The 24485-nt window shown below is 70.3% G+C and carries 22 protein-coding genes; 6 read left to right on the forward strand and 16 right to left on the reverse strand.

Going from position 1 to position 24485, the window contains the following annotated elements; translation table 11 throughout:
• The first annotated feature begins 384 nt into the window (after nucleotides 1-384).
• Complete coding sequence (locus ABZV77_RS03890; RefSeq protein ID WP_356249911.1) at nucleotides 385-774, forward strand: hypothetical protein; 390 nt, start codon at nucleotides 385-387, stop codon at nucleotides 772-774.
• A 92-nt stretch (nucleotides 775-866) separates the two neighbouring features.
• Here ABZV77_RS03890 and ABZV77_RS03895 read toward each other — a convergent pair whose 3' ends face one another.
• Together ABZV77_RS03895 and ABZV77_RS03900 are read right to left on the reverse strand one after the other, a co-directional pair.
• On the reverse strand, nucleotides 867-1064 hold the full coding sequence (locus tag ABZV77_RS03895) for a hypothetical protein (protein ID WP_356249913.1): 198 nt from the start codon (nucleotides 1062-1064) through the stop codon (nucleotides 867-869).
• Nucleotides 1061-1249: a hypothetical protein gene (locus ABZV77_RS03900; protein WP_356249915.1), complete on the reverse strand. Its 189-nt coding sequence runs from the start codon at nucleotides 1247-1249 to the stop codon at nucleotides 1061-1063. The genes ABZV77_RS03895 and ABZV77_RS03900 overlap by 4 nt, the downstream gene beginning before the upstream one ends.
• 377 nt (nucleotides 1250-1626) lie before the next feature.
• Here ABZV77_RS03900 and ABZV77_RS03905 point away from each other — a divergent pair, with 377 nt between their 5' ends.
• Nucleotides 1627-2871 (forward strand): helix-turn-helix transcriptional regulator, encoded by a 1245-nt coding sequence (locus tag ABZV77_RS03905; RefSeq protein WP_356249917.1) that lies wholly within the window; start codon nucleotides 1627-1629, stop codon nucleotides 2869-2871.
• Between the two features lie 635 nt (nucleotides 2872-3506).
• On the opposite strand, the gene ABZV77_RS03910 is transcribed toward ABZV77_RS03905, so the two are convergent.
• The 14 genes from ABZV77_RS03910 to ABZV77_RS03975 all read right to left on the reverse strand — a co-directional run bounded on the left by ABZV77_RS03910 (nucleotide 3507) and on the right by ABZV77_RS03975 (nucleotide 20285).
• Nucleotides 3507-3686 (reverse strand): hypothetical protein, encoded by a 180-nt coding sequence (locus ABZV77_RS03910; protein ID WP_356249919.1) that lies wholly within the window; start codon nucleotides 3684-3686, stop codon nucleotides 3507-3509.
• Nucleotides 3686-4990: a phage major capsid protein gene (locus ABZV77_RS03915; RefSeq protein WP_356249921.1), complete on the reverse strand. Its 1305-nt coding sequence runs from the start codon at nucleotides 4988-4990 to the stop codon at nucleotides 3686-3688. Before ABZV77_RS03915 ends, ABZV77_RS03910 begins: the two co-directional genes overlap by 1 nt.
• A 181-nt stretch (nucleotides 4991-5171) precedes the next feature.
• Complete coding sequence (locus ABZV77_RS03920; protein ID WP_356249923.1) at nucleotides 5172-5468, reverse strand: hypothetical protein; 297 nt, start codon at nucleotides 5466-5468, stop codon at nucleotides 5172-5174.
• 290 nt (nucleotides 5469-5758) lie between these two features.
• Nucleotides 5759-7126: a phage/plasmid primase, P4 family gene (locus ABZV77_RS03925; protein ID WP_356249924.1), complete on the reverse strand. Its 1368-nt coding sequence runs from the start codon at nucleotides 7124-7126 to the stop codon at nucleotides 5759-5761.
• Nucleotides 7126-7941, reverse strand: coding sequence for a bifunctional DNA primase/polymerase (locus ABZV77_RS03930; protein ID WP_356249926.1), 816 nt, complete (start codon nucleotides 7939-7941; stop codon nucleotides 7126-7128). The genes ABZV77_RS03925 and ABZV77_RS03930 overlap by 1 nt, the downstream gene beginning before the upstream one ends.
• The gene (locus ABZV77_RS03935; protein ID WP_356249928.1) at nucleotides 7934-8293 is read right to left on the reverse strand and encodes a hypothetical protein; all 360 of its coding nucleotides are present in this window, start codon (nucleotides 8291-8293) and stop codon (nucleotides 7934-7936) included. The genes ABZV77_RS03930 and ABZV77_RS03935 overlap by 8 nt, the downstream gene beginning before the upstream one ends.
• Nucleotides 8294-8363: 70 nt before the next feature.
• Nucleotides 8364-8669 carry a hypothetical protein gene (locus ABZV77_RS03940; protein ID WP_356249930.1) on the reverse strand — a complete coding sequence of 102 codons (306 nt, stop codon included), beginning with the start codon at nucleotides 8667-8669 and terminating at the stop codon, nucleotides 8364-8366.
• A gap of 362 nt (nucleotides 8670-9031) precedes the next feature.
• Nucleotides 9032-9919, reverse strand: coding sequence for a tyrosine-type recombinase/integrase (locus ABZV77_RS03945; RefSeq protein WP_356249932.1), 888 nt, complete (start codon nucleotides 9917-9919; stop codon nucleotides 9032-9034).
• Between the two features lie 92 nt (nucleotides 9920-10011).
• Nucleotides 10012-11553, reverse strand: coding sequence for an RNA polymerase sigma factor (locus ABZV77_RS03950; RefSeq protein WP_356249934.1), 1542 nt, complete (start codon nucleotides 11551-11553; stop codon nucleotides 10012-10014).
• A gap of 467 nt (nucleotides 11554-12020) precedes the next feature.
• The gene (locus tag ABZV77_RS03955; RefSeq protein WP_356249936.1) at nucleotides 12021-12908 is read right to left on the reverse strand and encodes a FadR/GntR family transcriptional regulator; all 888 of its coding nucleotides are present in this window, start codon (nucleotides 12906-12908) and stop codon (nucleotides 12021-12023) included.
• 162 nt (nucleotides 12909-13070) lie between these two features.
• Nucleotides 13071-15281, reverse strand: a complete 2211-nt coding sequence (locus ABZV77_RS03960; protein ID WP_356249938.1) for an ATP-binding cassette domain-containing protein — start codon at nucleotides 15279-15281, stop codon at nucleotides 13071-13073.
• A 189-nt stretch (nucleotides 15282-15470) separates the two neighbouring features.
• Nucleotides 15471-16232, reverse strand: a complete 762-nt coding sequence (locus ABZV77_RS03965; protein ID WP_356249940.1) for an NUDIX domain-containing protein — start codon at nucleotides 16230-16232, stop codon at nucleotides 15471-15473.
• Nucleotides 16233-16372: 140 nt separating this feature from the next.
• Nucleotides 16373-18484: a glycogen debranching N-terminal domain-containing protein gene (locus ABZV77_RS03970; protein ID WP_356249942.1), complete on the reverse strand. Its 2112-nt coding sequence runs from the start codon at nucleotides 18482-18484 to the stop codon at nucleotides 16373-16375.
• A gap of 343 nt (nucleotides 18485-18827) precedes the next feature.
• Nucleotides 18828-20285 (reverse strand): DUF4192 domain-containing protein, encoded by a 1458-nt coding sequence (locus ABZV77_RS03975; protein ID WP_356249944.1) that lies wholly within the window; start codon nucleotides 20283-20285, stop codon nucleotides 18828-18830.
• 279 nt (nucleotides 20286-20564) lie between these two features.
• Here ABZV77_RS03975 and ABZV77_RS03980 point away from each other — a divergent pair, with 279 nt between their 5' ends.
• From ABZV77_RS03980 to argB, 4 genes are all read left to right on the forward strand, one after another.
• Nucleotides 20565-21221 carry an isochorismatase family protein gene (locus tag ABZV77_RS03980; RefSeq protein WP_356249945.1) on the forward strand — a complete coding sequence of 219 codons (657 nt, stop codon included), beginning with the start codon at nucleotides 20565-20567 and terminating at the stop codon, nucleotides 21219-21221.
• Between the two features lie 31 nt (nucleotides 21222-21252).
• Nucleotides 21253-22329 (forward strand): N-acetyl-gamma-glutamyl-phosphate reductase, encoded by a 1077-nt coding sequence (gene argC, locus ABZV77_RS03985; protein WP_356249947.1) that lies wholly within the window; start codon nucleotides 21253-21255, stop codon nucleotides 22327-22329.
• Nucleotides 22326-23477 carry a bifunctional glutamate N-acetyltransferase/amino-acid acetyltransferase ArgJ gene (argJ, locus tag ABZV77_RS03990; RefSeq protein ID WP_356249949.1) on the forward strand — a complete coding sequence of 384 codons (1152 nt, stop codon included), beginning with the start codon at nucleotides 22326-22328 and terminating at the stop codon, nucleotides 23475-23477. Before argC ends, argJ begins: the two co-directional genes overlap by 4 nt.
• A 116-nt stretch (nucleotides 23478-23593) precedes the next feature.
• Nucleotides 23594-24451 carry an acetylglutamate kinase gene (gene argB, locus ABZV77_RS03995; RefSeq protein WP_356250188.1) on the forward strand — a complete coding sequence of 286 codons (858 nt, stop codon included), beginning with the start codon at nucleotides 23594-23596 and terminating at the stop codon, nucleotides 24449-24451.
• The last annotated feature ends 34 nt before the right edge of the window (nucleotides 24452-24485 follow it).

Genomic DNA, 24485 nt, shown 5'->3' on the forward strand with positions numbered 1-24485 from the left:
ATCTCCTCACTCTGGGTTGACAGTTCGTATCCCAGAGTCATGCAGTATTCCTCACCCCGCACCCGCGCATACGGAAGGCCCGAAGCCGCTTGTCGCGGACTTCGGGCCTTCCGTGGAGCGCTCCGGGGAGTGCCCGTGCCTAGTCGAGGTAGTCGCGCAGTATGAACGTCTAAGCGCTGTGCTTGACCTGCGTAAACGCTGGTCGGCGGCGAGCGTGGAGCGCGAAATATCCTCGACTGAGAGCCTGCTCGCCAAGACGTCGCCCGGCCCCTTGACGCCCGGCATATACCGGAGGACGGTGCCCACAACAGGACGGCCCCGCCCGGTGCGGACACACCGAACGAGGCCTTGATCAGACACCTTCGCTAGCAAGGAGTCAGACCCATGGCGCACTCTAACGACCCCCCAGGGCGGGGCAAGAGCCCTGACCCCTTCGACCCCGATGCCGACGCCTGGGCCCGCGAGATGGTGCGCGGCCTCCCCTTGATCCCTGAGGCGGACTTGCGCGCGCTCGCGGAGAGCGCCAAGGAGACCGAGGCCCTGCACGCCTACCGGCTCCTCCAGCGCGCCCGGCTCGTCCGCGATCTCGGAGAGCGGGGCCTGGCCCTAGACGAGAAGCCTGACGTCTTCCGCCACGTCAACGACTACCCGTACGGCCGCCTCTACCGCGTCATCGACCAGCGCGGCCGGACCGTCGCCCCCGCCGACCGACCCGGATGCGGCGCCTGGTCCTTCGACTTGGATGACGTCGATTACTGGCTCCTGGACCACTGAGCCCGCACACCGCCGCGCCCCTCCTCTGTATAGAGGAGGGGCGCTCTTGCGGACGGCGGCGAGGACGCGGGGGTCGACCCACCGCCGTCCGTCTAGGGGGCGGGGCTGTCCAGGTAGACCAGATGCCCGCCCGTGCCCTCGGGGTGCTGCGACAAGGGCAGGATGCCGAGGTCCGCCGTGCACACCGGGCAGAGGTAGACGAGCCTGCCCGCCGTGCTCGCCACGTGTTCCAGGGCGACCGGGATCGGCTCGTCCGTGTCCTCGCCGCACTCGCGGCAGGTCTTGATCACGAGCGGCACGGCGGGTCGCAGGCCCACAGCTCCACGGAGTACCGGTGTCCGGCGCGCACGAAGACGAAGGTGCCGAGCGAGCGGTCCGCGTACAGCCTGCTGCCGCACAAGGCGCACGACCAGCCGTTGACCTGATAGCCGTTCAGCTTCGCCACGTCCGGCGCGGCCTTGGCGTCCGTCTTCATGGCGTCCGTCCCGGAGTCGGCGCGGACACGACCTCCCCCGAACGCGGAGGCCTGACGAACTCGACGGCGCAATCCCATTCCCGGCCACCGCCCGGGCTCCTGAGTTGATATCGACCGCCGACGCGGTCCATCAAGATCGCGAGACGCTGCCTCGCCTCGTCGATGACCAAGTCGCCGACGGCGAGCTCCTCCGTGCCCTCGGGCGCCGTTCCCTCAGGGTCTGCCGTGTGGCTAGGGTCCATGGCGTCGGCTCCTTCGTAGTCGGCCATGCCCGGGGGCCGTTCGCGCGGTCGCCCGGGTCCTTCTGTGAAGACCCTTACGGCGGATAGATGCCGCTCCCATCCCACGGCCCTATAGGGCCGCCCTATATTCGAGACATGGAGCAGGACGGCCTCGATCTGTGGTCCCACCCGCAGTTGCTCGCAGCGCTCGCCGACCAGGACTGGGGGGCGGTCTTCCGCACGTACCGGAAGCTCACCGGCCTGAGTCAGACGAAGCTCGGGGAACACGTCGGCCTCGCTCAGTCCGACGTCTCCGACATCGAGCGCGGACGGCGGCAGGTGACCTCAAGTGAGGTGCAGGGGCGGATCGTCGCGGGACTCGGAGCACCCGAACAGCACATCGCCGCAGGGCATCGCAGCACTGATCCCGTGGCCAGTCTCACCCTCCTTGGGCCGGGGCCGGACGATGATCTGTTGGCTCGCGTCACGAGCGTGGTCGACTCCGACAGCCGCGTAGACACCGCGACCCTGGACTGGCTTGACCGAGTGCTCGCTGAGCACCGCCGCGCCGAGGACGTGATCGGCTCGCGCCCCCTCGTCGACGTAATGCGCCGACAGCTCCGCACGGTCGTCAACATGTACAGCAGCGCGCGCGGCCCCCTCGCCGACCGCGTCGTACGACTCGCGGCCGAGCACAGCCAGTTCATCGCGTGGATGTGCCAGGACCAGGACCAGACCGCCGCCGCGCTCGCCTGGTACGACCGCTCCCACGAATGGGCCTTGGAGGCCGGTGACGCGAACATGAGCGCCACCACGCTGAACATGAAGGGGCACCTGGCTTGGTCCAAGGGACGCGCCACCCGGTGCGTACGCCTCGCGGAAGCGTCCCGCTGGTCGGCCCCCGGCGCCTCCCTTGGAGTGCAGGGCATGGCGACGCAGATGATGGCACGGGGACACGCACTCAACGGCGCGGCCGACGATGCCCACCGTCTCCTTGACGAAGCACAGGAGATCATGGGGAGGGCGGCCGAACACCCCGAAGACGAGCCGCCGTGGATGTACTTCTACTCGTCGAACTGGTTCACGCTGCAACGCGGGATGGCGACGCTGCACCTGCGGGACTGGCGGTCGGCCGTGGACCAGCTCACGGTCGGGCTCACCTCGATGCCGGACGCGTACCGACGCGACAAGACGTGGTTCCGAGCCTGCCTTGCGCACGCGCTCGCGGGAGCCGGGGAGACCACCCAGGCGTTGGCCGTGGCCACGGCCATCGTCCCGGACGCTGCGGCCGTCGGGCGTCCGCACTCGTGGAACGAGTTGCACACCGCGGCGGCCATCCTCATGCGGCGGTCCCCGGTACAGGGGCGCCAGCTGGTCGCGGCGCTTCGGGAGTTCGACTGATCACTACACATCCGGCCCCACTCTCACGCCTTTGCACCGCAAACTGGATCATTCGCACCCCGCCCCGCCTGCGCGACCTCCACGGCGACGGTGGAGGTGACCATGGGCCGCAGCACCCCTCAAGAGCGTCGATCACGCCCTGACCTGCGGGTTTGCAGTATTTGCACCGCGATCCAGTAGAGGGAAAACAGGGACACAGGTGCACTGGGTCTCCCATGATCGTTGATCACGGCCGACCCCCACCCCCCACGTTTGCGCAAACGTCGCCGCGTTGATGCAGGTCACCGCTTGATCGATGCGCCCCCGACGGCGACATGATCCGCCCGCCTGGTCGGCGTCGGATCGCGACGCGACGCTTCGCACTCACGCGGATCATTCACTTGCGCGAAGTGCCGCGCCCCGCAGGCATGCCCGACCCACGGGGCGCGGCGGTCCGGCGCCGTGGAGCGCGGCGCCGGGGCCCTAGTCGGCGTCGTCACCGCCGTCGGCGTCGCCGTCCGGCAGGCAGCGCCACAGCTCAACAGGCAGACCTTCGCGGCGCGCGGTGAGCGCGGCGGTGAGCCGCTCGAACTCGTCGGCTCGCGCCTGCTAGTTGTGCCGGGCCACGTCGCGCAACACCTCGAAACCTCCGCTGATCATTCGACTCTCAACGCCTTGCGCTTCGAGGCCTGCGGCACCGAGGCGCGGGGCACGCGCGGTAGGGCGAGCAGGTGGGCGGGCACCGCGTCGCCAGCGACGACCAGCGTGAAGCTCTCGGGTCCGAGATCCTCGCGTACGACGAGGGTGTCCTCCTTCACCGTCTCGGCCGCAGCCATTACGACCTCACCCCCAGATCGACGGCGAATGCGCCCGGCTGAAATACCTGAACGTCGGCGCGCAGGTGGGCGAGAATGCCAACCTGAAGGTTATCGGCATAGCGCTCCCGAAGGAATTCGAGCTCGAATGAGGTGCGAATTCCTATCCCCAGCATATTCCACTGCCCCGTATATACTTCGGAGGCATCCGAGGAACTGCCCACCGTCAGATTTGTGGGCACCTGCTTTGTGACAAGCCGGGGGGTGTTATTGAGGTACCCCGGGGGTGCGATGTATTGATTTGTGGTGTCCCTCAGCAGCGAAAGGGACTGATTCGTGCGTGGCGCCATGACTTGCGCATTGGGCGTAAAGTTATTGTTCTCGACTGCGCCCGCAGCCTGGACGAGGAATTCCCATCCCATGACGCCCGCGCTCGGCGGGGAACCGATGGTCGAACCGTTCGTGCCATGGGACGTGAGGGTAACCCCGCTCTGATTCAGAATGCCGCGCGGCTCGGGCGCCGTTCCGCTGCCCCGGAGTGCGGCCCGGTCGAGTTCCAGGGCGATCTGTGCCGCAAAGGCATTCGCGATGACGCCCGATGCGGCAGGGTTGGAATCCTCGAACAATTCCCGCGAGATGACGACCAGACGCGCCATTGAGCGCGCGGTGAACGTAACGCTGTCGAAGGTGAGATCCCCCGGGGTAATGGCGGCATTCTCGGCGCGCCATGCCGGAGTTCCCTCACCCGTCAAGCGAGCGATTTTCAGCGTCTGCGCGGTCATCGGGACGAGCTGCGCGCCCGCCTGAAATACACGGGACTGATTCCTGGCGAGATCGATGACGTTTCCGGCGAGGGGAGTCGGCACGAGATATCCGCCAGCCGAAAGAGTGCCCTCCGACAGTGCCTTGCGTTCGGCGTCGGCATCCTTCCATTCGCCAGTAACGAGACCCTTTACGTACTTGTCGAAGTTCAGGCCTTCGTGTTCACGGCCACCGTGGCCGTTGTCGCGGCTCCACTGCACGAATGACTCGTCTTTGCGGAGAACCTCGGCGCCCCTGAGGGAATGGCCCCCCGCGTTGCCGCGCGAGGCGGGGCGCGCGCCGTCGCCGGATTCGATGCCCACGTCGTCGGCGCTTCCGTCGAACGCACGGACCTTGGCGATCTGCTCGTCCAGCTTGGCGAGCGCGATGATCAGGTTGCCGCTCCGGACTTTCTGGCCCGGCGTCATGTCGGCACCGTCCGAGAGCGCTTTGAGTTCTGCGGATATCCGCGCGTGCCGTGCATTCAGTGTGTCGAGCAGTTCGAGCTGTTCGAGAATGTCCACAATTCACCTCGGGATTGCGCCCGTTTCATTTGAAACAGACGGAGGAAAGGCCGCCATTGCGGCCTTTCATCCGAGGTGAGAACCAGCTCGGCGAAAGGGGGCGGTCCAACGTGGCGCGCGGCCAGGCGGGCAAAGCGTCCGCCCCTCTCGATGGTTCAAGCGTACCCGCTGACGCTGACACTCAGTCAGATGGGTCCGGCGCTTCGGCGCGTGCTGCGGCGGTGGCCGCCGCGTCCCATACGCGCCACGTCGGATCTGCGTTGCTGCGGCGGCGGTCGGCCTCGTGGGCGATCTGCTCGGAGGTCGGGCGCCGGTACAGCGGCGCCACCCTGACGCCCCGTTCGGCGGCCAGCTCGTGGTGTTCGCGGACCATGCGGAAGTGATCGAAGTCGCGCAGGAAGCGGCGGCGGTCGGCGGGGTCGGCAAGCGACTCCAGGGCGCGGCGCATCCCGGTCCGGTCGGGCGTCCAGTCGGTCATGGTCGGTACCTCCGAGCGATGTTGGACAGGTGGCCCCGTGCGGGCCGTTGGCGGCGCCGTCGGCGCCCCGTGCCGGGGCGGAGCCGGACGGGGCGGAGACGACGACCAGGGAGGCGAGGAAGCCCCGTTCCCGGCCGTCCAGTCGGCGGCAATTGGCCGCCAGCAACTCGTACGGCTTTCAATGTCTGGGAGGGTTGGGAGGGTTTCCGTGTTCGTCCTACGCGCATACGCCTATAGCGGTTTGCCGGAAACCCTCCCAAGCCTCCCTTGTGCAGGTCAGAGCCTTGCGCCTACTGGCCGAGCAGCAGTAGACCGGGATAGATCATGCTGCCGCTCTTGCGCTTCGCGTAGCCGTGGCGTGCCATGGCCGCCGCGAAAACGACCTCCGAGCCGCCCTCTTCGCCGCTCGACTGACACCACGTGGTCCACGCGGCGTAGAGATCGCGGGCGCCCACGGCGCTGTGCAGGTTCGGCTGCGTCCGCTCGTCCAGGAAGCGCGCCAGGACGTCAGAGGACGCCTGGTACTCCGCCGTCCGCCTCGTCACCGCTTCCGGCGGCGCCAGCCCCATGTGGTCGTACGCGCGGTAGCCCTCGTACAACCACGTGAGAACGCCGTCCAGTTCGAGCGCGAGCTGTTCGGGAAGGCTCGGGTCGGGCTCGGCGATGACGACGTCGAACGGGACCATGAGCAGGCGCCGCCACAGGGCGGGGTCGTCACCGGGCACCCTGGGGGCGAAGTTGGTCAGCATGATCAGCGTGTGCGACGGCGCGAACTCGATGAAGTCCTTGCGCATGCGCCGCGCCCGGATCGAGTCGCCGCCGCACAGCCTCTTCACCGTGCCCGCGTTCATCTTCTGCCCCTCGCCGGTCTCGGAGATGACGGCCAGTCGCACGCCCATCAGGTCGGCCTGCCCCGTCGGATGGGCGCCTTCGCGGTGCAGCAGGAGTTCGGGTTCAGCCGTGATCCCGTAGCCCCCGAACGCCTTGTTCACCGTCTCGATCAACGTCGACTTCCCGTTTTTCCCGGTACCGGTCCAGATCGCCATGACGTGCTCGCGGACCGTGCCGAGCATCGCGTAGCCGAGCAACCGCTGTACGAACGCCCGTACCTCTGCGTCCGGCAGGATCTCCCCGAGGAAGCGATGGAACGTCGGCGCGCTCCCGAAGCCGCACCCCGCGATCTTCGTGATGAGGTCGTTCGGTGCGTGCGCGCGCACCGCCCCGTTGTGCAGGTCGATGGTGCCCGACAGCGTGTTGAACAAGTACGGGTCGGCGTTGAGGCGGTCGGGGGCAACCGAGAGGCCGTCAAGGCACGACGCGATGCCAAGCACGCCCTTCATCCCCGCCGCGCTCTCACAAGTGCGCACGTCGGCGTACAGCTTCTTGCTCTCATCGCCCCCGAAAGGCATGTCGGCGGCCTCGTACAGCGCGGCCTTGAGCGTGGCCCGTACAGCACGCATTGCGCCGCCGTCCCTGTCGAGAGCCCAATACTTGCCCGTCCAGATGTGCCACCCGATTTCGTGCACGTGCAGGAGATTCCCGGTCTCCCTTTGCGCGAGCCGTTCGGCCATACGGAGTTGCCCGCGGTGGTCCTCGGCGCTGACGCCGACCGAAGCGGCGATACGGTCCGCCGTGGCGGCCTCGGTGTCCTCGGTCATTACCTCACCCCCTTCATGCGAAAGCCCGACCGGATAGTCGCGGTGGCCTCGGCGTAGCCGAGACCGACGTTCGCGGCTGCCTGCGTCAGTGCCTCGGCGGCCTGCTCGGCAGTGATTTCCCCGGCGCCGACCATTTCCGCGCTGCTGCACGCGGCCCACAGAAGGCAGTGATTCCTGTTGCCCTGCTCCGCCCTCAGAACGGCCTTGACCAATCCCCGGAACCGCTTGGCCGGGGAGCCCGTCATGCCTGGCTGCGCGAAGGCGCCGGGCTCCCCCTGGGTTGCGTCACGCTGTGCGGCCAACAAGCCGAGCAACCACGTGGGAGCCGCCGCCACCGCCTCGTACTGCACCACGGTGTACGGCCCGCTCTCCGAAACGCTCGGAGGCGCGACGACTTGCCCGCCGTTGCCGCGCGTATCGAGTCCGGGACCGAGCTTCCCGGCCGAATTCCCCAGCGGGAAACTCACGCCCTCCCACGTCCAGTAGTAGTGAATGCCGCCCGATCCGGTGGCCACCGCGCGCGTGGCCGGAAGCTCGCCGTATTGGCGCTCAAGGGCGGCCAGAGTGGCACTGCCGTTCGCGCCGTCCTTGTCGTCGACATCGAGGACCCAGAGATTCGAGGCTTGCCCGGTGACGATGCACACGTTGGCGTCGTCGGGCCATCCCCACGAAATGATGGTGTCGCGGTCCGTGGTCGCGAATTCCGGCCAGCCGCGCAGGGTGGGCCGCTTGTAACCCGGAAGCGCGCCCATGACCCGCCAGCCAAAAGCGGCATAGGAGAGCGCAGCATCGAGCGGCGCAATTGCCTTACTCATGGGTGCCACCCCCGAGCCGTACGGCGGGACCGGTGCGATTCTCGCGGAATCCGAGCCACGACACATTGAGTTGCTCGCTCATGGCCGCCGTGACCGTGGCGGTGTCGGTGCCGAAAAGCTCCTGATAGCGCTTCAGGGTGCGGCTGCGCAGGCGCCCCCACTGGCCGCGCCCGATCAGCCGGTGACAGGGCTCGCACGCGTGCCAGGCGCCCGCCAGTACAAGGCGCACGTCGTCGCGGCCGTTCACCGTGCGGGTGAAGGTGCGGCAGGGGTAGCGCCATTGGGCGCGCACCTGGTTGCAGAAATCGCAGCCCTGACGGCTGTCGGTGGTGCGGCGTACCGTGGCAAGCATCGGCGCCGTGCCCCGGTCGCTCGAATGGCCCCCTGGTCGACCGGTCATCGACTCGGGGGCCGCGTCGTTCTCAGGCCCCATCGCGGACACCGCCGTTCTCGCGGCGGGCGCGGCGGGCTTTGGCCGATGCCAGGGCCAGGCGCTGGAAGTGGGCACGGCGGGCGCTCTCGGCCCGTGTGGCGCGTTCCTGCGGGCTCAGGGTGCCGTCGGGGTCAACCTCGACTTCGAAGCGGTCCATGAAGGCCCGCCGCGCGGCGGCCGTGTGGGCCGTGCGGTCCTCGATCTTGGACCACATGGTGTTGGCCGCGATGGAACCGCGAAGGCGGCGCTCCTCGGGGGTGAGACCTGTTCGTTCGGTCAGTGGATCTATGGACACGGGGCAGCTCCGAACTGCCCGTATGCCCTTACGGATTCCGTACTAAGACGTGGCGGAAGTAGTGAATCGGACGATAGCACAGCGTTCGAGCACGTCGTTCGAATAGACCCAGCCGCGTCCGTGCCGCTCGCAGACAGCTGGCAGCCTGTCCGGCCCCCCTGTGCCGCTGCTCGCCCGGCGCTTCAGGTACACGCCGTACACGATCTTGCGACCGCCGACGCGGCGCCGCCCCCGGCGGCGGTCCTCTGTCACCCAGCGCAACGAGCCCTTGCCCGTGCGCTCCAGGACGCCGAGGCGGCCCGATTCGGACCGCCCCTCAGCGCTGCACCGGGGACACCAGGCCGTCCAGATCACGTTTCCGCTCACAGGTCGCCCAGTCCTAGCTTGCGGGCCTCTTCGGCAGCCCGCCGCTCCGAGGTCGCGCGGGTGTACCGGTCGATCATGTCCCGGCGGGACCATCCTGCGACGGCCATCAGGCCGCCTTCACTGCCGCCTGCCGCGAGCCAACGGCCCGCCGCCGTGTGCCTCAGGATGTGCGGATGGAAGTCCTCGATCTTGGCCAGCTCGGCACGGTGGGCCAAGCTCTTGTGCAAGGCGCCGTAGCTGAAGCCACGGTTGCGCTCTCCGACCCACAGACCGGGCAGGGCCGCGAGACGGTGCGTACGGCGCACCCTCAGGTACCGGTCAACGGCGCGGGCCGTCTGCGGGCCGACAGGCACCGTGCGGCCACGGCCGCCCTTGCCGCGCCGCACGACGGCCGTGCCGCGCTTCAGGTCGATGTCGTCGATCATCATGGCGACGACCTCACCGGCACGGGCTCCGGTCTCGGCCATGAAACGGATGATCGCTTCGTCCCGGCGGTCGCGGAAGTCGTTGCCCTTGCACGACTTGATCAGCGCGCGGAGCTGGTCGGCGTCCAGCTCGGGCACGACCTTGGTGTCGAGCTTCGGCGGCTTCAGGGCGGCCAGCTGGTCGGAGTCGATCTCACCCTCTTCGGCCAGCCACGCGGAGAAGCGGCGCACCGCGAGCTGACGGCTGCGGGCGGTCGACGCCTCGGCCCCGCCGTCCAGCAGGGCAGCCGTGAAGCCGTTGACGCTCGGCCTGTCGAGCGTGGGCACGATGTCCTCGCGGGCGCAATACCGGAAGAAGGCACGCACCCCGTCGCCGTACGTCTTGATCGTCTGGTCGCTCTTGCGTTCGGCGCGGAGACTCAAGATCCAAGAATCAAGCAAGTGTTCGAGTTCACTCATGCTCACTATCTGTACTAGGAGCGCTGAGCTTTAAACACAAAACGCCCGTAACCTACGTCTTCGCAGGTCACGGGCGTCTATGTGGTGTCGACCTAGTCGAGGTAGTCGCGCAGGACCTGCGAGCGCGACGGGTGACGCAGCTTCGACATCGTCTTCGACTCGATCTGACGGATGCGCTCACGCGTCACGCCGTAGACCTTGCCGATCTCGTCGAGGGTCTTGGGCTGGCCGTCCGTGAGGCCGAAGCGCATGGAGACCACGCCCGCCTCACGCTCGGACAGGGTGTCCAGGACGGAGTGCAGCTGCTCCTGGAGGAGCGTGAAGCTGACCGCGTCGGCGGGCACGACCGCTTCGGAGTCCTCGATGAGGTCACCGAACTCGCTGTCGCCGTCCTCACCCAGGGGGGTGTGGAGGGAGATCGGCTCACGGCCGTACTTCTGGACCTCGATGACCTTCTCCGGGGTCATGTCGAGTTCCTTGGCCAGCTCCTCCGGGGTGGGCTCGCGGCCCAGGTCCTGGAGCATCTGGCGCTGGACACGGGCCAGCTTGTTGATGACCTCGACCATGTGCACCGGGATACGGATGGTGCGGGCCTGGTCGGCCATGGCGCGGGTGATCGCCTGACGGATCCACCAGGTGGCGTACGTGGAGAACTTGTAGCCCTTGGTGTAGTCGAACTTTTCGACCGCGCGGATCAGACCGAGGTTGCCCTCCTGGATGAGGTCCAGGAAGAGCATGCCACGGCCGGTGTAGCGCTTGGCCAGGGAGACCACCAGACGGAGGTTGGCCTCCAGGAGGTGGTTCTTGGCGCGGCGCCCGTCCTCGGCGATGATCTCCAGCTCGCGCTTGAGCTTCGGGGCGAGCTTGTCGGCGTTGGCCAGCTTGTCCTCGGCGAACAGGCCGGCCTCGATGCGCTTGGCGAGCTCGACCTCCTGCTCGGCGTTGAGCAGCGGGACCTTGCCGATCTGCTTCAGGTAGTCCTTGACCGGGTCGGCGGTGGCGCCGGCCGCGGCGACCTGCTGGGCAGGCGCGTCGTCCTCGTCCTCGTCGGAGAGGACGAAGCCCTGGGCACCTTCCTCGGCCGGCTCGCCCTCGGACTTGCCGGCGGCGGGCGTCTCCTCGGTGGCCTCTTCGTCCAGGAGCTCGTCGGCATCCTTCTTGGACGTGGTCTTCTTGGCCGCCGTCTTCTTGGCGGTCGTCTTCTTGGCGACGGCCTTCTTGGCCGTCGTCTTCTTGGCTGCGACCTTCTTCGCGGGCGTGTCCTCGGCGGTGCCGTCCGCGATCGGCGCCTCAGTGGCGGCGGTGGCGGTGGGCTTCGCCGTGGTGGCCTTGGCCGCGACCGTCCTGGTCGCGGTGCGCTTGGCCGGGCTCTTCGCTGCGACGCTCTTGCGGGGGCGCTTCGGCTCCGCGGCACTGACCATCAGCGTCACACCCTCTTCCTCGAGGATCTGGTTGAGGCTGCGCAGAACGTTCTTCCACTGAGTGGCCGGGATCTGGTCAGCTTCGAAGGCCCGACGCACGTCATCGCCGGCGATCTGCCCATCAGCCTTTCCCCGCTCGATGAGCGCCATGACAGAGACGGATTCGGCGATCTCCGGCGGGAGCGTACGGGATGTGCTGGCCGACACGAACAACCTCTCGGAACGTTGGAAAACGGCTTCCGGCCCCGTCCATTGTGGACCGGAGCCGACGACCGGCGGCTGGGGATTGGGCCGACGGCGCGGGCGGGGCCGGGGAGCTGCACAGCGTCGCGAACGACCGCTGTATTCCCTCCTCGGCTATCACCTCTTAGGTCATCGCGCTGTTCCTTGGAGCGTTACGCCCAATCTACGTGGCCCGAGTCACACCCCGTAAGCGCTCAAAAGCATCCAGATGCGGTCAGAAGCGGCCTATACGCATGCACGAATGATCCCCCGATGCCCCACGAAGAAACCCCCCACATTCGTGTCGCCGGACACCGCCCCGCTCTCGAGGAGCTCGGCAGGTCCGGCGACACAGGGGAGCGGCGGCGGAGTCGCCGACAGATACGGAGTGACGTACGCGACGACTCAGCGCTGCCGCGGGGCACGCGCACGACCGCGGCGCCGGCGGGGACGCGCGGTCAGTGCTCGCGCGGGGCGGGCACGACGCGCTCCACCTCCGGGTGGACCGTGAGCAGCTGCCGCATGGCGGCCTCCGCGCCGGACCCGTCGCCCGCCGCGAGGGCGTCGACGACGCGGGAGTGGTGCACGAGAGAGGCCTCGCTGGGACGGTCACAGCCGGTGATCGGCCCGCCGGAGACCTGCAGCGCGGCGGAGACGATGCCGGAGAGGTGCTCCAGCATGCGGTTGCCCGCGACCTGGATCAGCAGCGAGTGGAACTCGGCGTCCGCGCGGGAGAAGGTGATCATGTCGCCCTGGCCCAGCGCGTGCCCCATGATCTCGACCATGTCGGCGAGGCGCTGCTGCACCTCCTCGCGGCCGTGCCCGGCGGCGAGGCGCGCGGCGAGGGGCTCGATCATCCAGCGCAGCTCGCCGAGCTCGCGTCGCTGGTCGTCACGCTGCGGTCCGAAGGCCCGCCACTCGATGATGTCGGGGTCGAGCAGGTTCCAGTCGCTGACCGGACGCACGCGCGTGCCGACGTTGGGCCGGGCGCTGACCAGACCCTTGGCCTCGAGCACGCGCAGGGACTCGCGCACGACGGTGCGGGAGACCTCGAAGCGCTGGCCGATCTCCTCGGGAACGAGCGGCCGGTCGGCGCCGAGGTCACCGGAGACGATCATCTGACCGAGCTGCTGGACGAGTTGACCGTGCAGCCCGCGGCCACGGCTTCCGGCGGCGCGCCGGCCCACGCGCCCCAGGTCCTGGTCGGGGCCGTCCCACACGGGGGAGACGACGCGGTCGCTGCCCGGAGAGTCCCCGTACGGGTATCGGTCGAGGTCGCCCGAGCCGGCGAGGCCGGAGTCGGCGGAGCGGGCGGCGGTCATCATGGTGTGCGCAAGGGTATTCACGGATCAGTTGTCGGCGCTGCCTCCAACTCCCTTGAGGTCTTTGGTGAAAAGCACACGAAAGGGTGATCGCTTACCTCGCCGCAATTGACGCCTTATCGGAAAGAAATGGACGTCCTCCGGGGAGTTGTGCACAGCCCCGCCCCCGAAGGCGACGGACGGTCGTCAACGGACTCTGGTGCGCATCGCCGTGAGCAGATATGCGCAGAGCAGAGCGGTCAGCGACAACATCAGCGCGGTGCCCACGGGTTGGGCAATCATGCGCACTCCCGCCGCCAGATATCGCTCGGCGCCGAACGGCCACTGCACCAGAGCGAGGTCCCGAAGCCGCGCGGGAAGCCCGGCCGCCGATCGCACAGACGGTCCCTCGACGGCCTTCTGTACGAGGGGTACGACGATGATCGGCACGGCGAGCACCGCGGCGAGCCCGGCGGTCGTGGACCGGAAGACGCCCGCGGCCAGCACACCGGCCCAGGCGCATCCCGCCACCAGGGCGAACCAACTGGCGCTCAGGGAAAGCCAGTCCGAGGGAACTTTCGTGAGCTCGTCTCCGTATACAAGGTGGAGCAGCGCGGCATCGGAGACCACCGCCAGAGTGCTCAGCAGCAGCGCCGCGACGGCGGCGACGAGGAGTTTGGCGCCGAGCATCCCGAGGCGGCGCGGGACGGTGCCCCGGTCCGTGGCGAGGGCGGGGTGGCGGAACTCGTCACCGAAGGCGAGAGCGCCCAGCAGTCCGGCGCCGAGGGCGGCGGGCGGCAGGGGAAGTTCGTGAGGCCAGGCGGCGAGGAGGTGCGGCTGCGGTGTGTGCCCGGTCCGCGCCAGGAAGACGGAGAACAGGGCGGAGACGGCAAGGACGGCGGCCAGGGTGAAGTAGCCCGTGCCGACGCCCAGCAGGCGACGCAACTCGTAGCGCAGAGGCCGAAGCGGGCTTCTGCCGGGGCGGACGGTGATGGGAGGCGGTAGCGCGGAGGCGGAAGCCGAGGCCGTGTTCTGAGGGGTGGGCCGGGTCGCCGTGGGTGCGTCGGCGCGGTGGACGCCGCTTTCGAGCGGGATGGTGTCATCGCATTCGAGCGGAAGCAGGGTGACCAGCGGGCCTTGTGGGGGCTCGGTCTCCCGTGGGGGCTGTGGGGTCTCGGTCTCCCGTGGGGGCTTGGTCTCTCGTGGGGGCTGCGAGGTCTCTCGTGCGGCCTGCGAGGTCCCCTGCGGGGGCTGTGGGGTCTCTTGGGGGGACTGTGGGACCCCTCGCGGGTCGCCGTCCTTGTCTGTCGCCGAGCCCTCGGCGGAGGCTCCGTCGAGGGCGTCTGCGGGAGCTGCGGCCGCCTCTGCGACGTCGGCGGAGTCGTCGGCCGGGCGGGAGTCGGTGTGCGCCTCGGGGACGGGTGTGGAGTCCGGCGGGATCGCGGGCTCTGATCGACCCGGCCCGTTCGCACGACTCCGCTGCTCCGACTGCCTTCGCCGTCCAGGCTGCCCGGACCGCCCTGGCTGCCCGGACTGACTCGACGGCCCCGCATCGCCGATCTCGTCGGCGAGTTGGTGGACGAGGATGCCGTGCCGGTACGCGGCGTCCCCCACCGCGGCGCACGTGCTGCCGTACACGGAGAGCCGGTTGCCGTCCTCCTTGACCACCTCGATCGAGCGCTGTCCCGCGCGCGCCTCCTTGGCGAGGAGCGTGCCCAGACGGGCGGCGTGCGGGCTCCGGACGGCGACGCGGGGGCGGAGTCTGGTCCGTGCGAAGTCCGCGGCCTCCTGGTCGGCGACAAGACGTCCCGACTCCAGCGTGACGACGTGATCAGCGCTCCGGGCGGCCTCCTTGGGGTCGTTTGTCGCGAACAGGACCGTGCCGCCCTGGGCGGCGTGCGCGCGCAGAATGCCGTGCAGCCAGGCGCTCTCCTTGACCGAGAGGCCGTCGCCCGGCCCGTCCAGGACGAGCGTGTGGGGGTCGGCGAGCAGCGCGCACGCCAGACCCAGCCGACGGTCCATGCCGCGCGAGAGGGTGCCGAGGCGCTGGTCGCGGAGGCTGACGAGTCCGACGACCTCGAGGACGTCGTCGGCGCGCAGGACGGGCACGCCCGCGGCCGCGCACAGCATGCGCAAATGGCCGCGGACCGAACGCGCGGGGTGCCCTGGGACATCGCCCATGAGGACGCCGACCTCACGCGACGGATGGGCGATGCGGTGCAGGGGGCGGCCTCTGAAGTACGTGATGCCACGGCCCTGTTGGAGTTCGAGCATCAACCGCAGCGCCGTGGTCGTGCCGATGGACTCGGCATCGAGCAGCGCCGTGACACGGCCGGTGCGTGCCTCGAACGACACGTCTTCCACGGCGGGCGGGAGCTCCTGGCGGGGATTGCTGGTCAGTCCGATGGCCTGGATCATCGCTTCTCTCGCAGGATGTGCGACCGCTCGGCGGCCGGGGCCCGTCCGCCGGATCGGGGACGGACGAACCCCGTGGGTACTGCAGCAAGATAACGCGACATTTGCGGCTTTTCGGTCAGGGCATGGGTCACTGGTGTCCACCGAGCGGCCCGACCCCCGAGGATCAGCAGGTGACGCCGAGCGCGGCCGTCAGACTTCGGGGCGCAGCATCGGCGGGTTGAGGAGCGTCGCACCGCCCGCGCGGAAGAGCTGGGCGGGGCGTCCGCCCTGTCGGGTGGTGGTCCCGCCGGTGGGCACGAGGAAGCCCGGGGTGCCCGTGACCTTGCGGTGGAAGTTGCGCGGGTCGAGGACGACGCCCCAGACGGCCTCGTACACCCGCCGCAGCTCGCCGACGGTGAACTCCGGTGGGCAGAAGGCCGTGGCCAGCGAGGAGTACTCGATCTTGGAGCGGGCGCGCTCCACTCCGTCGGCGAGGATCTGCGCGTGGTCGAAGGCGAGGGGTGCGGCCTGTTCGCCCTCGCGGCCGTAGCCCCCCTGCTTGAGCAGGGCCTCCACCGGGGCCCAGCGGGCGCTGTTCGCGTCGCCGCCCGCTCGTGGCGCGGGCAGGTCAGGAGCGAGCGCGAGATGGGCGACGCTGACCACGCGCATGCGCGGATCGCGCTTGGGGTCGCCGTACGTGGCGAGCTGTTCGAGGTGCGCTCCGTTGGCCTGGGCCGGGGCGTCGGGCGCGTGCGCGCACAGGCCCGTCTCCTCGCTCAGTTCGCGCGCGGCCGCCGACGACAGGTCCTCATCGGCACGTACGAACCCGCCGGGCAGCGCCCAACGTCCCTGGAACGGCTGTTCACCGCGCCGTACGGCCAGCGCACAGAGCGCGTGGCGGCGCACGGTCAGCACGACCAGGTCGACGGTGACTGCGAAGGGCGGGAAGGCCGACGGGTCGTAGGGCGACATGCCGCGATCATAGTCGTCTGCTTGACGATAAACACCTCCTTCACCCATTGCTGTCCGGTTGCTTCCCGTCGCTCCTCCACCTGGGCCGCCAGGTCCGCGGGTCCGTTCGTCCGTGCGCCCTCGCGGCGCGTGCGGCAGGGTCACACCCCCAACTGCAGCCCGTCGGCCGCCTCCTCGACCATGGCGAGGCCGAGCCTGCTCACGCGCACGGAGAACGGGGCTCCCGCGACGCTCAGCGCACTCAGCCCCAGCTCCCCCAGCGGGGCGCTGCGGATCGGATTGAGCTTCACCGTGCCCGCGGGCGCGTCGGGCCGGATCCCGGCGAGCGCCGCGAGGACGTGCACCCCGGCGGCCGCGGCGGTGGCGGCCGGGCGGCAGGCCGCCGGGTGCGGCAGCGGAGCTCCGCCTTCCGTGCGCTGCTCCCCCGCGTACATCTCGGGCAGCCGGTGGCCGAAGCACTCGGCCGCGGACAGCAGGCCGCGCAGGAGGGAGCTCGCCTCCTTCTCGTACCCCGCCGCCGCCAGGCCCGTGACGGCGACAGCCGTCTCCTGCACGCGGACCGCTCCGCCCCGGTGCCCGAACGGGTTGTACGCGGCCTCCTTCGCCCCCAGGCTGCGCAGCCCCCAGCCGGAGTCCATGACGGGGCCGCCGAACAGCCGGGCGAGCTGCTCGGTCCTGATCTTGTCGAGCAGTCCGGGGGCGAGCGTGCCCGACCCGAGCAGGCCGGTGTCCAGGAGGTGGGCCGCTCCCGAGGTGAGGTGCGGCACGGGCCTGCCGTCGGCCAGGCGGGCGGCGGCGGGCCTGCCACCGGCCCGGTCGTCCACCCAGAACTGCTCCTGGAAGGCGGACCGCAACCGGGCCGCCCACTGGCGCAGGCCCATGGGATCCGCGCGGCCGTGCGCGTCGAGCAGGTCGGCGCCCAGCAGTGCGGCTCGATGCGCGTGCGCCTGGACTTCGCTGCGCGCGATTCCTGCCGAACGGACGTCGGACAGGAAGATGCCGTCGCCGACCGAGGTGCGCAGCCACCGCAGACACCGCTCCGCCACGGGCAGCAGTTCCTCGACCTCCTGTCCTGGCAGGCCCCAGCGCCAGGCTTCCGCGAGGAGCACAGGGAAGAGCAGGGTCGCCTCGGTGCCCGTGCAGCCGGGTGGCAGGTGTGGGCCCGCATCCCGCAGCGGCCCCGGGATCAGGCCCGACCTGGGCCCGGGGCCCTCGACCTGGGTGCGGGCGAGCGTGCGCAGCGTCCCCGCGGCGATGCGCGTGCCCAGCGGCAGTGCCATGCGGGCGGCGGCCAGCGCCTCGGCCGGTGCGAGTCCGCAGCGCCACGGCGCTCCCGCCGCCGGATACACGTCGGCCGGGTGCGCGGAGTCGCGGAGCAGCAACGCCTGCAGGTCCTCGACGGACCGGGCGAGCAGCGGCTGGACCCTCGGGTCGTCGCCGACCGCCCGCGCCCCGGCGGCCGAGCGCAGCGCACCGTGCCCCGCCGCGCGGACCGGTCCCGTGCCATCGGGCCGCACCCTCAGCTCCACGCTCCGGGAGGCGCCCGGCAGCAGCTCCACCTCCCAGCGCAGCAGCCCCGCGGAGGCCAGGGCATCCGCGGGTGCGGGGTCGGCCGTGACGACGCAGTGCGCGGCAGCGGAGGACCACCGCATACCGGAGTCGTGCACGCTGGCGGGCAGTTCGGGTCCTGCCCGGCCCGAGGCGACCGCGCCCACCTCCGCGAGGTCGGTGCCCAGCGAGACCTCCAGGGGCAGCCGCAGGGGGCGCCCCGAAGCGCTGTGCAGGGTGATCCGCTCCGTGCCGTCCGCGTGCCGGATCCGCTCGACGACGACCTCCGGATCGGGGCCGCCGTCCGTCGACAGACGGAGCGTCGCGACGAACCGGGCGCGGTCCGCGGAGAGCATGCGGGCCTGCACAGCGACCGGATCGCGCCCCGCCACCCGCACGTGGCAACGGGACAGGGTCCGGCGCCCCGCGCGGTAGAACCCCTCCAGCCCCCGACCGGTCAGCTGCCCCTCGTCCGTCGAGATCGCGAGGGCGGGCAGGGCGACGCAGATCAGCGCGGTGTGCGCGGGCGGGAGTTCGCGGACGCGGCGTGGTTCGGGGGCCGGTGACGGTGACGGGCGCGAGCGCGGGGGCACGGGCGTGGGCGCGTACGGGAACAGGGGCGGGGATGACGAGGGTGACGACGGTGAGGGCGAGAACGAGGTCGACGGGGGCCGTCCGGTCGGCGGGGCCGTGCGGGCCTGCATGGCTCGCTGCGGTTCCGCTGTGTCGAAACTGTCGGGCCTGTCGGGCCTGTCGGATCCATCAGATCCGTTGAGGCCTTCGGGTCTGTCGGGTCTCTCAGGTCTTTCGGATCTGCCGGATCTATCGGCTCTACCGAAGCTGTCGAAGTCGGAAGACGGAGCGGGAAGAGACATGGGCAGCTTCTTTTGCGTTGTCTGCAGTGTCTGCGGTGTCTGAGGTCTGCGGAGTCTGCGGCGGCACGACCCGGCCGGGGGTACCGCCACTCAGGTGAACGGGCAGAGCCTGTGCCAAGTCACGCCCCTGCGCGGGAAGCCGACCAAGTGGCCCAGAGCTCGTGCACGGTCATCAGCTGTCCCTCGCCGCCCGCCGGGTGATGCGGCGGCGGTTCTGCGGACCCTTGCCCGGGCCACCGGAAGCCGGGGAGGCTCCGGGCGCGGAGCGCGACGAGCGTCGTCGGCGGCGCCGCCGGGGAGAAGCGCCGTCGTGGGCCTCACGCTTCCGTCGCAGGCAGCGGCGGATCGACTCCGGGTCCATGTCGTCGTTGCAGGCGTGGTTGATGAGCAGGGCAAAGGCATACCTGGAGTCGGCGCTCAGGGCCATGGCCAGGGCCTCCTGGCCTTCCGCGAGGTCGCCGAGGGACCAGGCGACCCAGCCCGCGAGAGCCAGTGGCGCGGCCGCATACTCCGCGTACGCCCCGACGCAGCGTCGGGACAGGGCCCTCCACAGCCGCAGCGCGGGCGGCCCCTCATCACCCTCCATCCACTCCGCCGCACGATCGCGGGTCGTGGGGATCTGAAGGCCGATGATGAGCGCGGCCGCCTCGTCGTGCGCGATCAGCTCGTCGTCCCTGTTGTCCGCTTCGAGGGTGCCGGATGCCGGGGGCGCCGCGTCCAGGCGTGCCATGATCCGGCGCGCCAGATCGAGCGTCTCAGCGGCAACGCTCCCTCCTTCCGCGCAGCTCTCGCCCGGGTCCGCGCCGTGGTCCGTGCCCTGGTCCGCGTCTTGATCCGCGTCGCGTTCCGCACCCCCTTCCGCGTCCCGGTCCGCGTCGCGCAGCATCCTGGGGAGGAGTTCGAGACCCGCCGCGTCGAGTGCCCGCTCCTGGTCCGTCGCCGCCGCGGTCTGCCATGGGGTGAGCCGTCCCCTGATCTCGCTCTGTGTGGCGCCCGCCTGCACCCCCATGTACGTCGCGGCGGCGGCCAGGACCGAGGTGCCCGGGCTGAGCAGAGGGATGCCCTCCGGAGGACAGCACCGGGTGTCCGGGCAGCAGTACGTCCAGAAGCGGCCCTGCGAGATGCACACGACTTCGAAGACCGGCACGTCCAGGCGGCCGCACGCCGTGCGCAGCACCTGGGCCAACGGGCGCAGCCGCTCCACGACCTGCTGCCCGGTCTCCGCGCCGACGGGGTCCTGGCAGAGGAAGGCGACGACGCCGTCAGGACGCGCTCCCCTCCGCTCGCAACCGCCCACCAGGCACTGGGCCAGCTGCTCCGCGACGCACGGCCAGTCCTCGGCACGCTCGGGGACGCCGAGGCGCACGCGGCCGCCGAACCGTCCCCGCTCGCCGTGCAGGGCGATGAGCACGATGCTCTCCTCGGGCGTGAACCCGAGCAAATACGGCAAGGCGTCCGCCAGTTCGGCCGGTGTGCGCAGCGTGACCACCGGTTCGTCGAACGAGTCGCCGGGGTGAGGCGCCGGGCCGTCGGCGCGGTGGACCGGCTCGCCGGGGTGGCGGGCCGGGCCATCAGGTCGGACAGATTCATGGGGATCGAGCGGACCCGCCGCTTCGCTGTGGTTCGTCATGCGCCGACTCTCCCGCGAAGCGCAGGATTCCGGTTGACCCTGTGGATAACCCCGACCAGAGGCGTGACCAGGTCAGGAGCACGCCAACACTTATCCACAGCTTCACGCGCCCGCCCCGACCAACTTCCTCTCCCGCGTACACAATTGCGCCACACACAGCCGCCCCGCGGACCGACGCCCTTCATCTCAGACCTAGCGCTAATTAGGTTAGGCTAAGCTAAGGTCAATTCGCAGTTCGGACCCAGCGGTGCGCGCGTCATCAGGGGAGGGAAAACACCCATGGGCCTACCCGCCATCGGCTCCTACCCGATGCCGGACCGCACCGCCCTCCCCCGGTCGCACGTCTCCTGGCGCATCGATCCGGTGCGTGCCGCGCTGCTGGTCCACGACATGCAGAACCACTTCGTGAGCGCCTTCCCCAAAGGGCTGTCTCCTGTCGTGGAACTCGTCGACAACATAGCGACGCTCCGAGAGCTGGCGTCGACCCTGGGCATGCCCATCATCTTCAGTGCGGAGCCCGCCGGTCAGGCGCCGGGGCAGCGCGGGCTCGTCGCCGACATGTGGGGACCCGGCATCGGGGACGAGCCGGGCGCCGCCGCGATCGTCCCAGCCCTCACGCCCCGCCCCGGCGAGCACCTGCTCTCGAACGTGCGGCACAACGCCTTCCTGCGCAGCCATCTCGGCAGGCTGCTGCGGGCGAAGGGCCGTGACCAGCTGATCGTCTGTGGCGTGTACGCGCACCTGGGCGTTCTCCTGACCGCGGCGGACGCCTTCATGAACGACATCCAGCCGTTCGTCGTCGCCGACGCGGTGGCCGACCTCTCCGCCGAGGAACACGCCCTGGCGCTTCGCTGGGCCGCGCGCAGCGGCATGGTCTGCACGACCGACGGCCTGCTGCGCGGTCTCCTCCTGCACAGGGAACCGAAGAACGCGTGACCGCCCAAACCCCCCACGAGAGACGGAGACCATGACAGTACGGGCCGCGGTGGCCGGAGCCAGTGGCTATGCGGGCGGGGAGATCCTCCGTCTGCTGTTGTCGCATCCGGAGGTCGAGATCGGCGCGGTGACCGCGCACAGCAGCGCGGGACGGCGCCTCGGGGAGGTGCAACCGCACCTGTCCGCCGTCGCGGACCGGGTCCTCGCGGAGACGTCGGCGGAGTCCCTGCGGGGCCATGAGGTGGTGTTCCTTGCGCTGCCGCACGGCCAGTCCGCCGCGCTGGCACGGCAGTTGGAGCCCGGCACCCTCGTCGTGGACTGCGGGGCCGACTTCCGGCTGCGCGACCCGGCGGACTGGCAGCGGTTCTACGGCTCCCCGCACGCCGGTACGTGGCCCTACGGACTGCCCGAACTCCCGGGCGCCCGGGACGAGCTGAAGGGAACCGACCGGGTCGCCGTGCCGGGCTGCTACCCGACGGCGGTGACCCTTGCGCTGTTCCCCGCCTTCCTGGCGGGGCTGGTGGAGCCGGAGGCCGTCGTCGTCGCCGCGAGCGGCACGTCGGGGGCGGGCCGGGTCGCCAAGCCCCATCTGGTCGGTTCCGAGGTGATGGGTTCGATGACGCCTTACGGAGTCGGCGGCGGCCACCGGCACACACCCGAGCTGACACAGAACCTCTCCCAGGTCGCGGGCGAACACGTGACCGTGTCCTTCACGCCGACCCTGGCACCGATGCCGCGCGGCATCCTGGCGACCTGTTCGGCGCGTCTGCGCTCCAGCGTGCTGCCGGAACCCGCGGACAACTCAGACAACTCGGAGAAGGCGGAGAAGGCGGAGAACGCGGTGCGCACCGCGTACGAAACCGCCTACGGAGACGAGCCTTTCGTACGCCTGCTGCCGCCCGGCGCCTGGCCCTCGACCGCCGCCGTCCTCGGATCCAACACCGCCCAGGTGCAGGTGGCCGTGGACGCGGCCGCCCGTCGGCTCGTCTGCGTCAGCGCGATCGACAACCTGACCAAGGGCACCGCCGGTGGCGCGGTGCAGAGCATGAACGTCGCCCTCGGGCTCCCCGAAGGGACGGGCCTGCCCATGAATGGAGTGGCTCCGTGAGCGTGACCGCTGCCCGGGGATTCACCGCGAGCGGGATATCCGCCGGGATCAAGGATTCCGGCGCCCCGGACCTGGCGCTGGTGGTGAACCGCGGACCGTCGGACGCGGCGGCCGCGGTGTTCACCTCGAATCGCGTCCAGGCCGCGCCCGTGCGCTGGTCGCGGCGCGTGATCAGCGACGGCACACTCACCGCGGTCGTCCTCAACTCCGGCGGCGCCAACGCCTGCACGGGCCCCGCGGGCGAGGACGACACCCGCGTGATGGCCGAACGCACGGCCCGGGCCCTCGACGTCGAGGCGGGCCGGGTCGCGGTCTGCTCCACCGGCCTCATCGGCGTCCGGCTGCCCATGGACCGGGTGACCGCGGGCATCGACACCGCCGCCGCGGAGCTGTCGGAGGACGGCGGTGAGCCCGCGGCGGTCGCGATCAAGACGACCGACTCGGTGCACAAAACGGCGGTCGCGTCCGGCCCCGGCTGGACCGTGGGCGGCATGGCCAAGGGCGCGGGCATGCTGGCCCCCGGCCTCGCGACCATGCTGGTGGTCCTCACCACGGACGCCGACGTCAGCGCCCCGTCGCTCGACTCGGCACTCAGGGAGGCCGTGCGCACCACCTTCGACCGGGTGGACTCGGACGGCTGCATGTCCACCAACGACACCGTGCTGCTGCTCGCTTCGGGCGCCTCGGGGGTGCGGCCGGATCCGGCCGAGTTCACGCGGGCCGTGCACGGCGTCTGTCTCGACCTGGCGCTCCGGCTCATCGCGGACGCGGAGGGCGCGTCGAAGGAGATCGAGGTACGGGTCGTCGGCGCGGCCTCGGAGCAGGACGCCGTGACGGTGGGCCGTTCGGTCGCCAGGAACAACCTCCTCAAGTGCGCCCTGCACGGCGAGGATCCGAACTGGGGGCGGGTGCTTTCGGCGATCGGCACGACCTCCGCGGTCTTCGATCCCGACCGTCTGGACGTATCGATCAACGGTGTCCGGGTGTGCCGGGACGGTGCGGCCGGGGAGCCGCGGGACAAGGTGGACCTCTCGGGGCGCGAGGTGACGATCGCCGTCGACCTGCGCTCCGGGGATGCGTCGGCGACGATCTGGACGAATGATCTGACCGCTGCGTACGTCCACGAGAACAGCGCGTACAGCTCGTGAACGGAGTAGGGGCAGAGATGCGAACGGCTGTCAGGGAGCAGGAGTCCAAGGCCTCCAAGGCCTCCGAGACCTGCGAGACCCCCACGGCCTCCGAGGCCGTCCTCCGCGCGGAGGGCATGCAAGGCAGCGTGGTCGTCGTCAAGTTCGGCGGGCACGCCATGGTCGACGCGGACCTGCAGCGGGCGTTCGCCCGGGACGTCGTCGAGTTGTGGCAGGCGGGCCTGCGCCCCGTCGTCGTCCACGGCGGTGGGCCGCAGATCAACGCGATGCTCGACCGCCTCGGCCTGGAGACCCGGTTCGCGGCGGGCCTGCGGGTGACCACACCGGAGACCATGGAGGTGGTCCGCATGGTGCTGACCGGCCGGGTCCAGCGGGAACTGGTCGGCCACATCAACGCCCACGGACCCTTCGCCGTCGGCATGACGGGTGAGGACGCGCACACGATGACGGCCGTGCGGCGGGCCGCCTGGGTGGACGACCGGCCGGTGGACATCGGCCTCGTCGGAGACATCGTGAAGGTGAATCCGGGGACGGTACGCGCGCTCTTGGAGCAGGGTCACATCCCGGTCGTCTCCCCCGTGGCACGCGGCGAGGACGGGCAGGTCTACAACGTCAACGCGGACCTCGCCGCGTCGGCCCTGGCCGTGGCGCTCGACGCCGAACGCCTCGTGATGCTCACCGATGTCGAGGGCTTGTACGCGGACTGGCCGCACAGCACCGAGGTGATCGAGCGCCTGACGGCCGATGCGCTGGACGAACTCCTTCCGGGGCTCGCGAGCGGGATGCTGCCGAAGATGGAGGGCTGCCTGCGGGCCGTCCGCGGCGGCGTGCGCAAGGCGCACGTGCTCGACGGCCGGGAGCCGCATGCGGTGCTGCGCGGCGTACTGGGCGAGACCAGCCCCGGCACCACGGTGGTCCCCGACGCGCGTGCCGATCGCGACGGGAGCCCTGCGCACGACGAGTGCGCTGTCTGAGAGTCACTGGCGGGCGCTGACCGGCACTGACCGG

It is taken from the genome of Streptomyces sp. NPDC004732, assembly GCF_040609235.1.
Taxonomy (GTDB): Bacteria; Actinomycetota; Actinomycetes; order Streptomycetales; family Streptomycetaceae; genus Streptomyces.

Excerpts from the sequence above, each read along its gene's own strand:
- ABZV77_RS03910 (WP_356249919.1), bottom strand. The coding sequence starts at position 3,686 with ATGGCTGCGGCCGAGACGGTGAAGGAGGACACCCTCGTCGTACGCGAG.
- ABZV77_RS03965 (WP_356249940.1), bottom strand. The coding sequence starts at position 16,232 with ATGTCGCCCTACGACCCGTCGGCCTTCCCGCCCTTCGCAGTCACCGTC.
- argB (WP_356250188.1), top strand. The coding sequence starts at position 23,594 with ATGCAAGGCAGCGTGGTCGTCGTCAAGTTCGGCGGGCACGCCATGGTC.
- ABZV77_RS03925 (WP_356249924.1), bottom strand. The coding sequence starts at position 7,126 with ATGACCGAGGACACCGAGGCCGCCACGGCGGACCGTATCGCCGCTTCG.
- ABZV77_RS03930 (WP_356249926.1), bottom strand. The coding sequence starts at position 7,941 with ATGAGTAAGGCAATTGCGCCGCTCGATGCTGCGCTCTCCTATGCCGCT.
- ABZV77_RS03960 (WP_356249938.1), bottom strand. The coding sequence starts at position 15,281 with ATGATCCAGGCCATCGGACTGACCAGCAATCCCCGCCAGGAGCTCCCG.
- ABZV77_RS03890 (WP_356249911.1), top strand. The coding sequence starts at position 385 with ATGGCGCACTCTAACGACCCCCCAGGGCGGGGCAAGAGCCCTGACCCC.
- argC (WP_356249947.1), top strand. The coding sequence starts at position 21,253 with ATGACAGTACGGGCCGCGGTGGCCGGAGCCAGTGGCTATGCGGGCGGG.
- ABZV77_RS03905 (WP_356249917.1), top strand. The coding sequence starts at position 1,627 with ATGGAGCAGGACGGCCTCGATCTGTGGTCCCACCCGCAGTTGCTCGCA.
- ABZV77_RS03975 (WP_356249944.1), bottom strand. The coding sequence starts at position 20,285 with ATGACGAACCACAGCGAAGCGGCGGGTCCGCTCGATCCCCATGAATCT.
- ABZV77_RS03945 (WP_356249932.1), bottom strand. The coding sequence starts at position 9,919 with ATGAGTGAACTCGAACACTTGCTTGATTCTTGGATCTTGAGTCTCCGC.
- ABZV77_RS03920 (WP_356249923.1), bottom strand. The coding sequence starts at position 5,468 with ATGACCGACTGGACGCCCGACCGGACCGGGATGCGCCGCGCCCTGGAG.
- ABZV77_RS03900 (WP_356249915.1), bottom strand. The coding sequence starts at position 1,249 with ATGAAGACGGACGCCAAGGCCGCGCCGGACGTGGCGAAGCTGAACGGC.
- ABZV77_RS03970 (WP_356249942.1), bottom strand. The coding sequence starts at position 18,484 with ATGCAGGCCCGCACGGCCCCGCCGACCGGACGGCCCCCGTCGACCTCG.
- ABZV77_RS03935 (WP_356249928.1), bottom strand. The coding sequence starts at position 8,293 with ATGCTTGCCACGGTACGCCGCACCACCGACAGCCGTCAGGGCTGCGAT.
- ABZV77_RS03980 (WP_356249945.1), top strand. The coding sequence starts at position 20,565 with ATGGGCCTACCCGCCATCGGCTCCTACCCGATGCCGGACCGCACCGCC.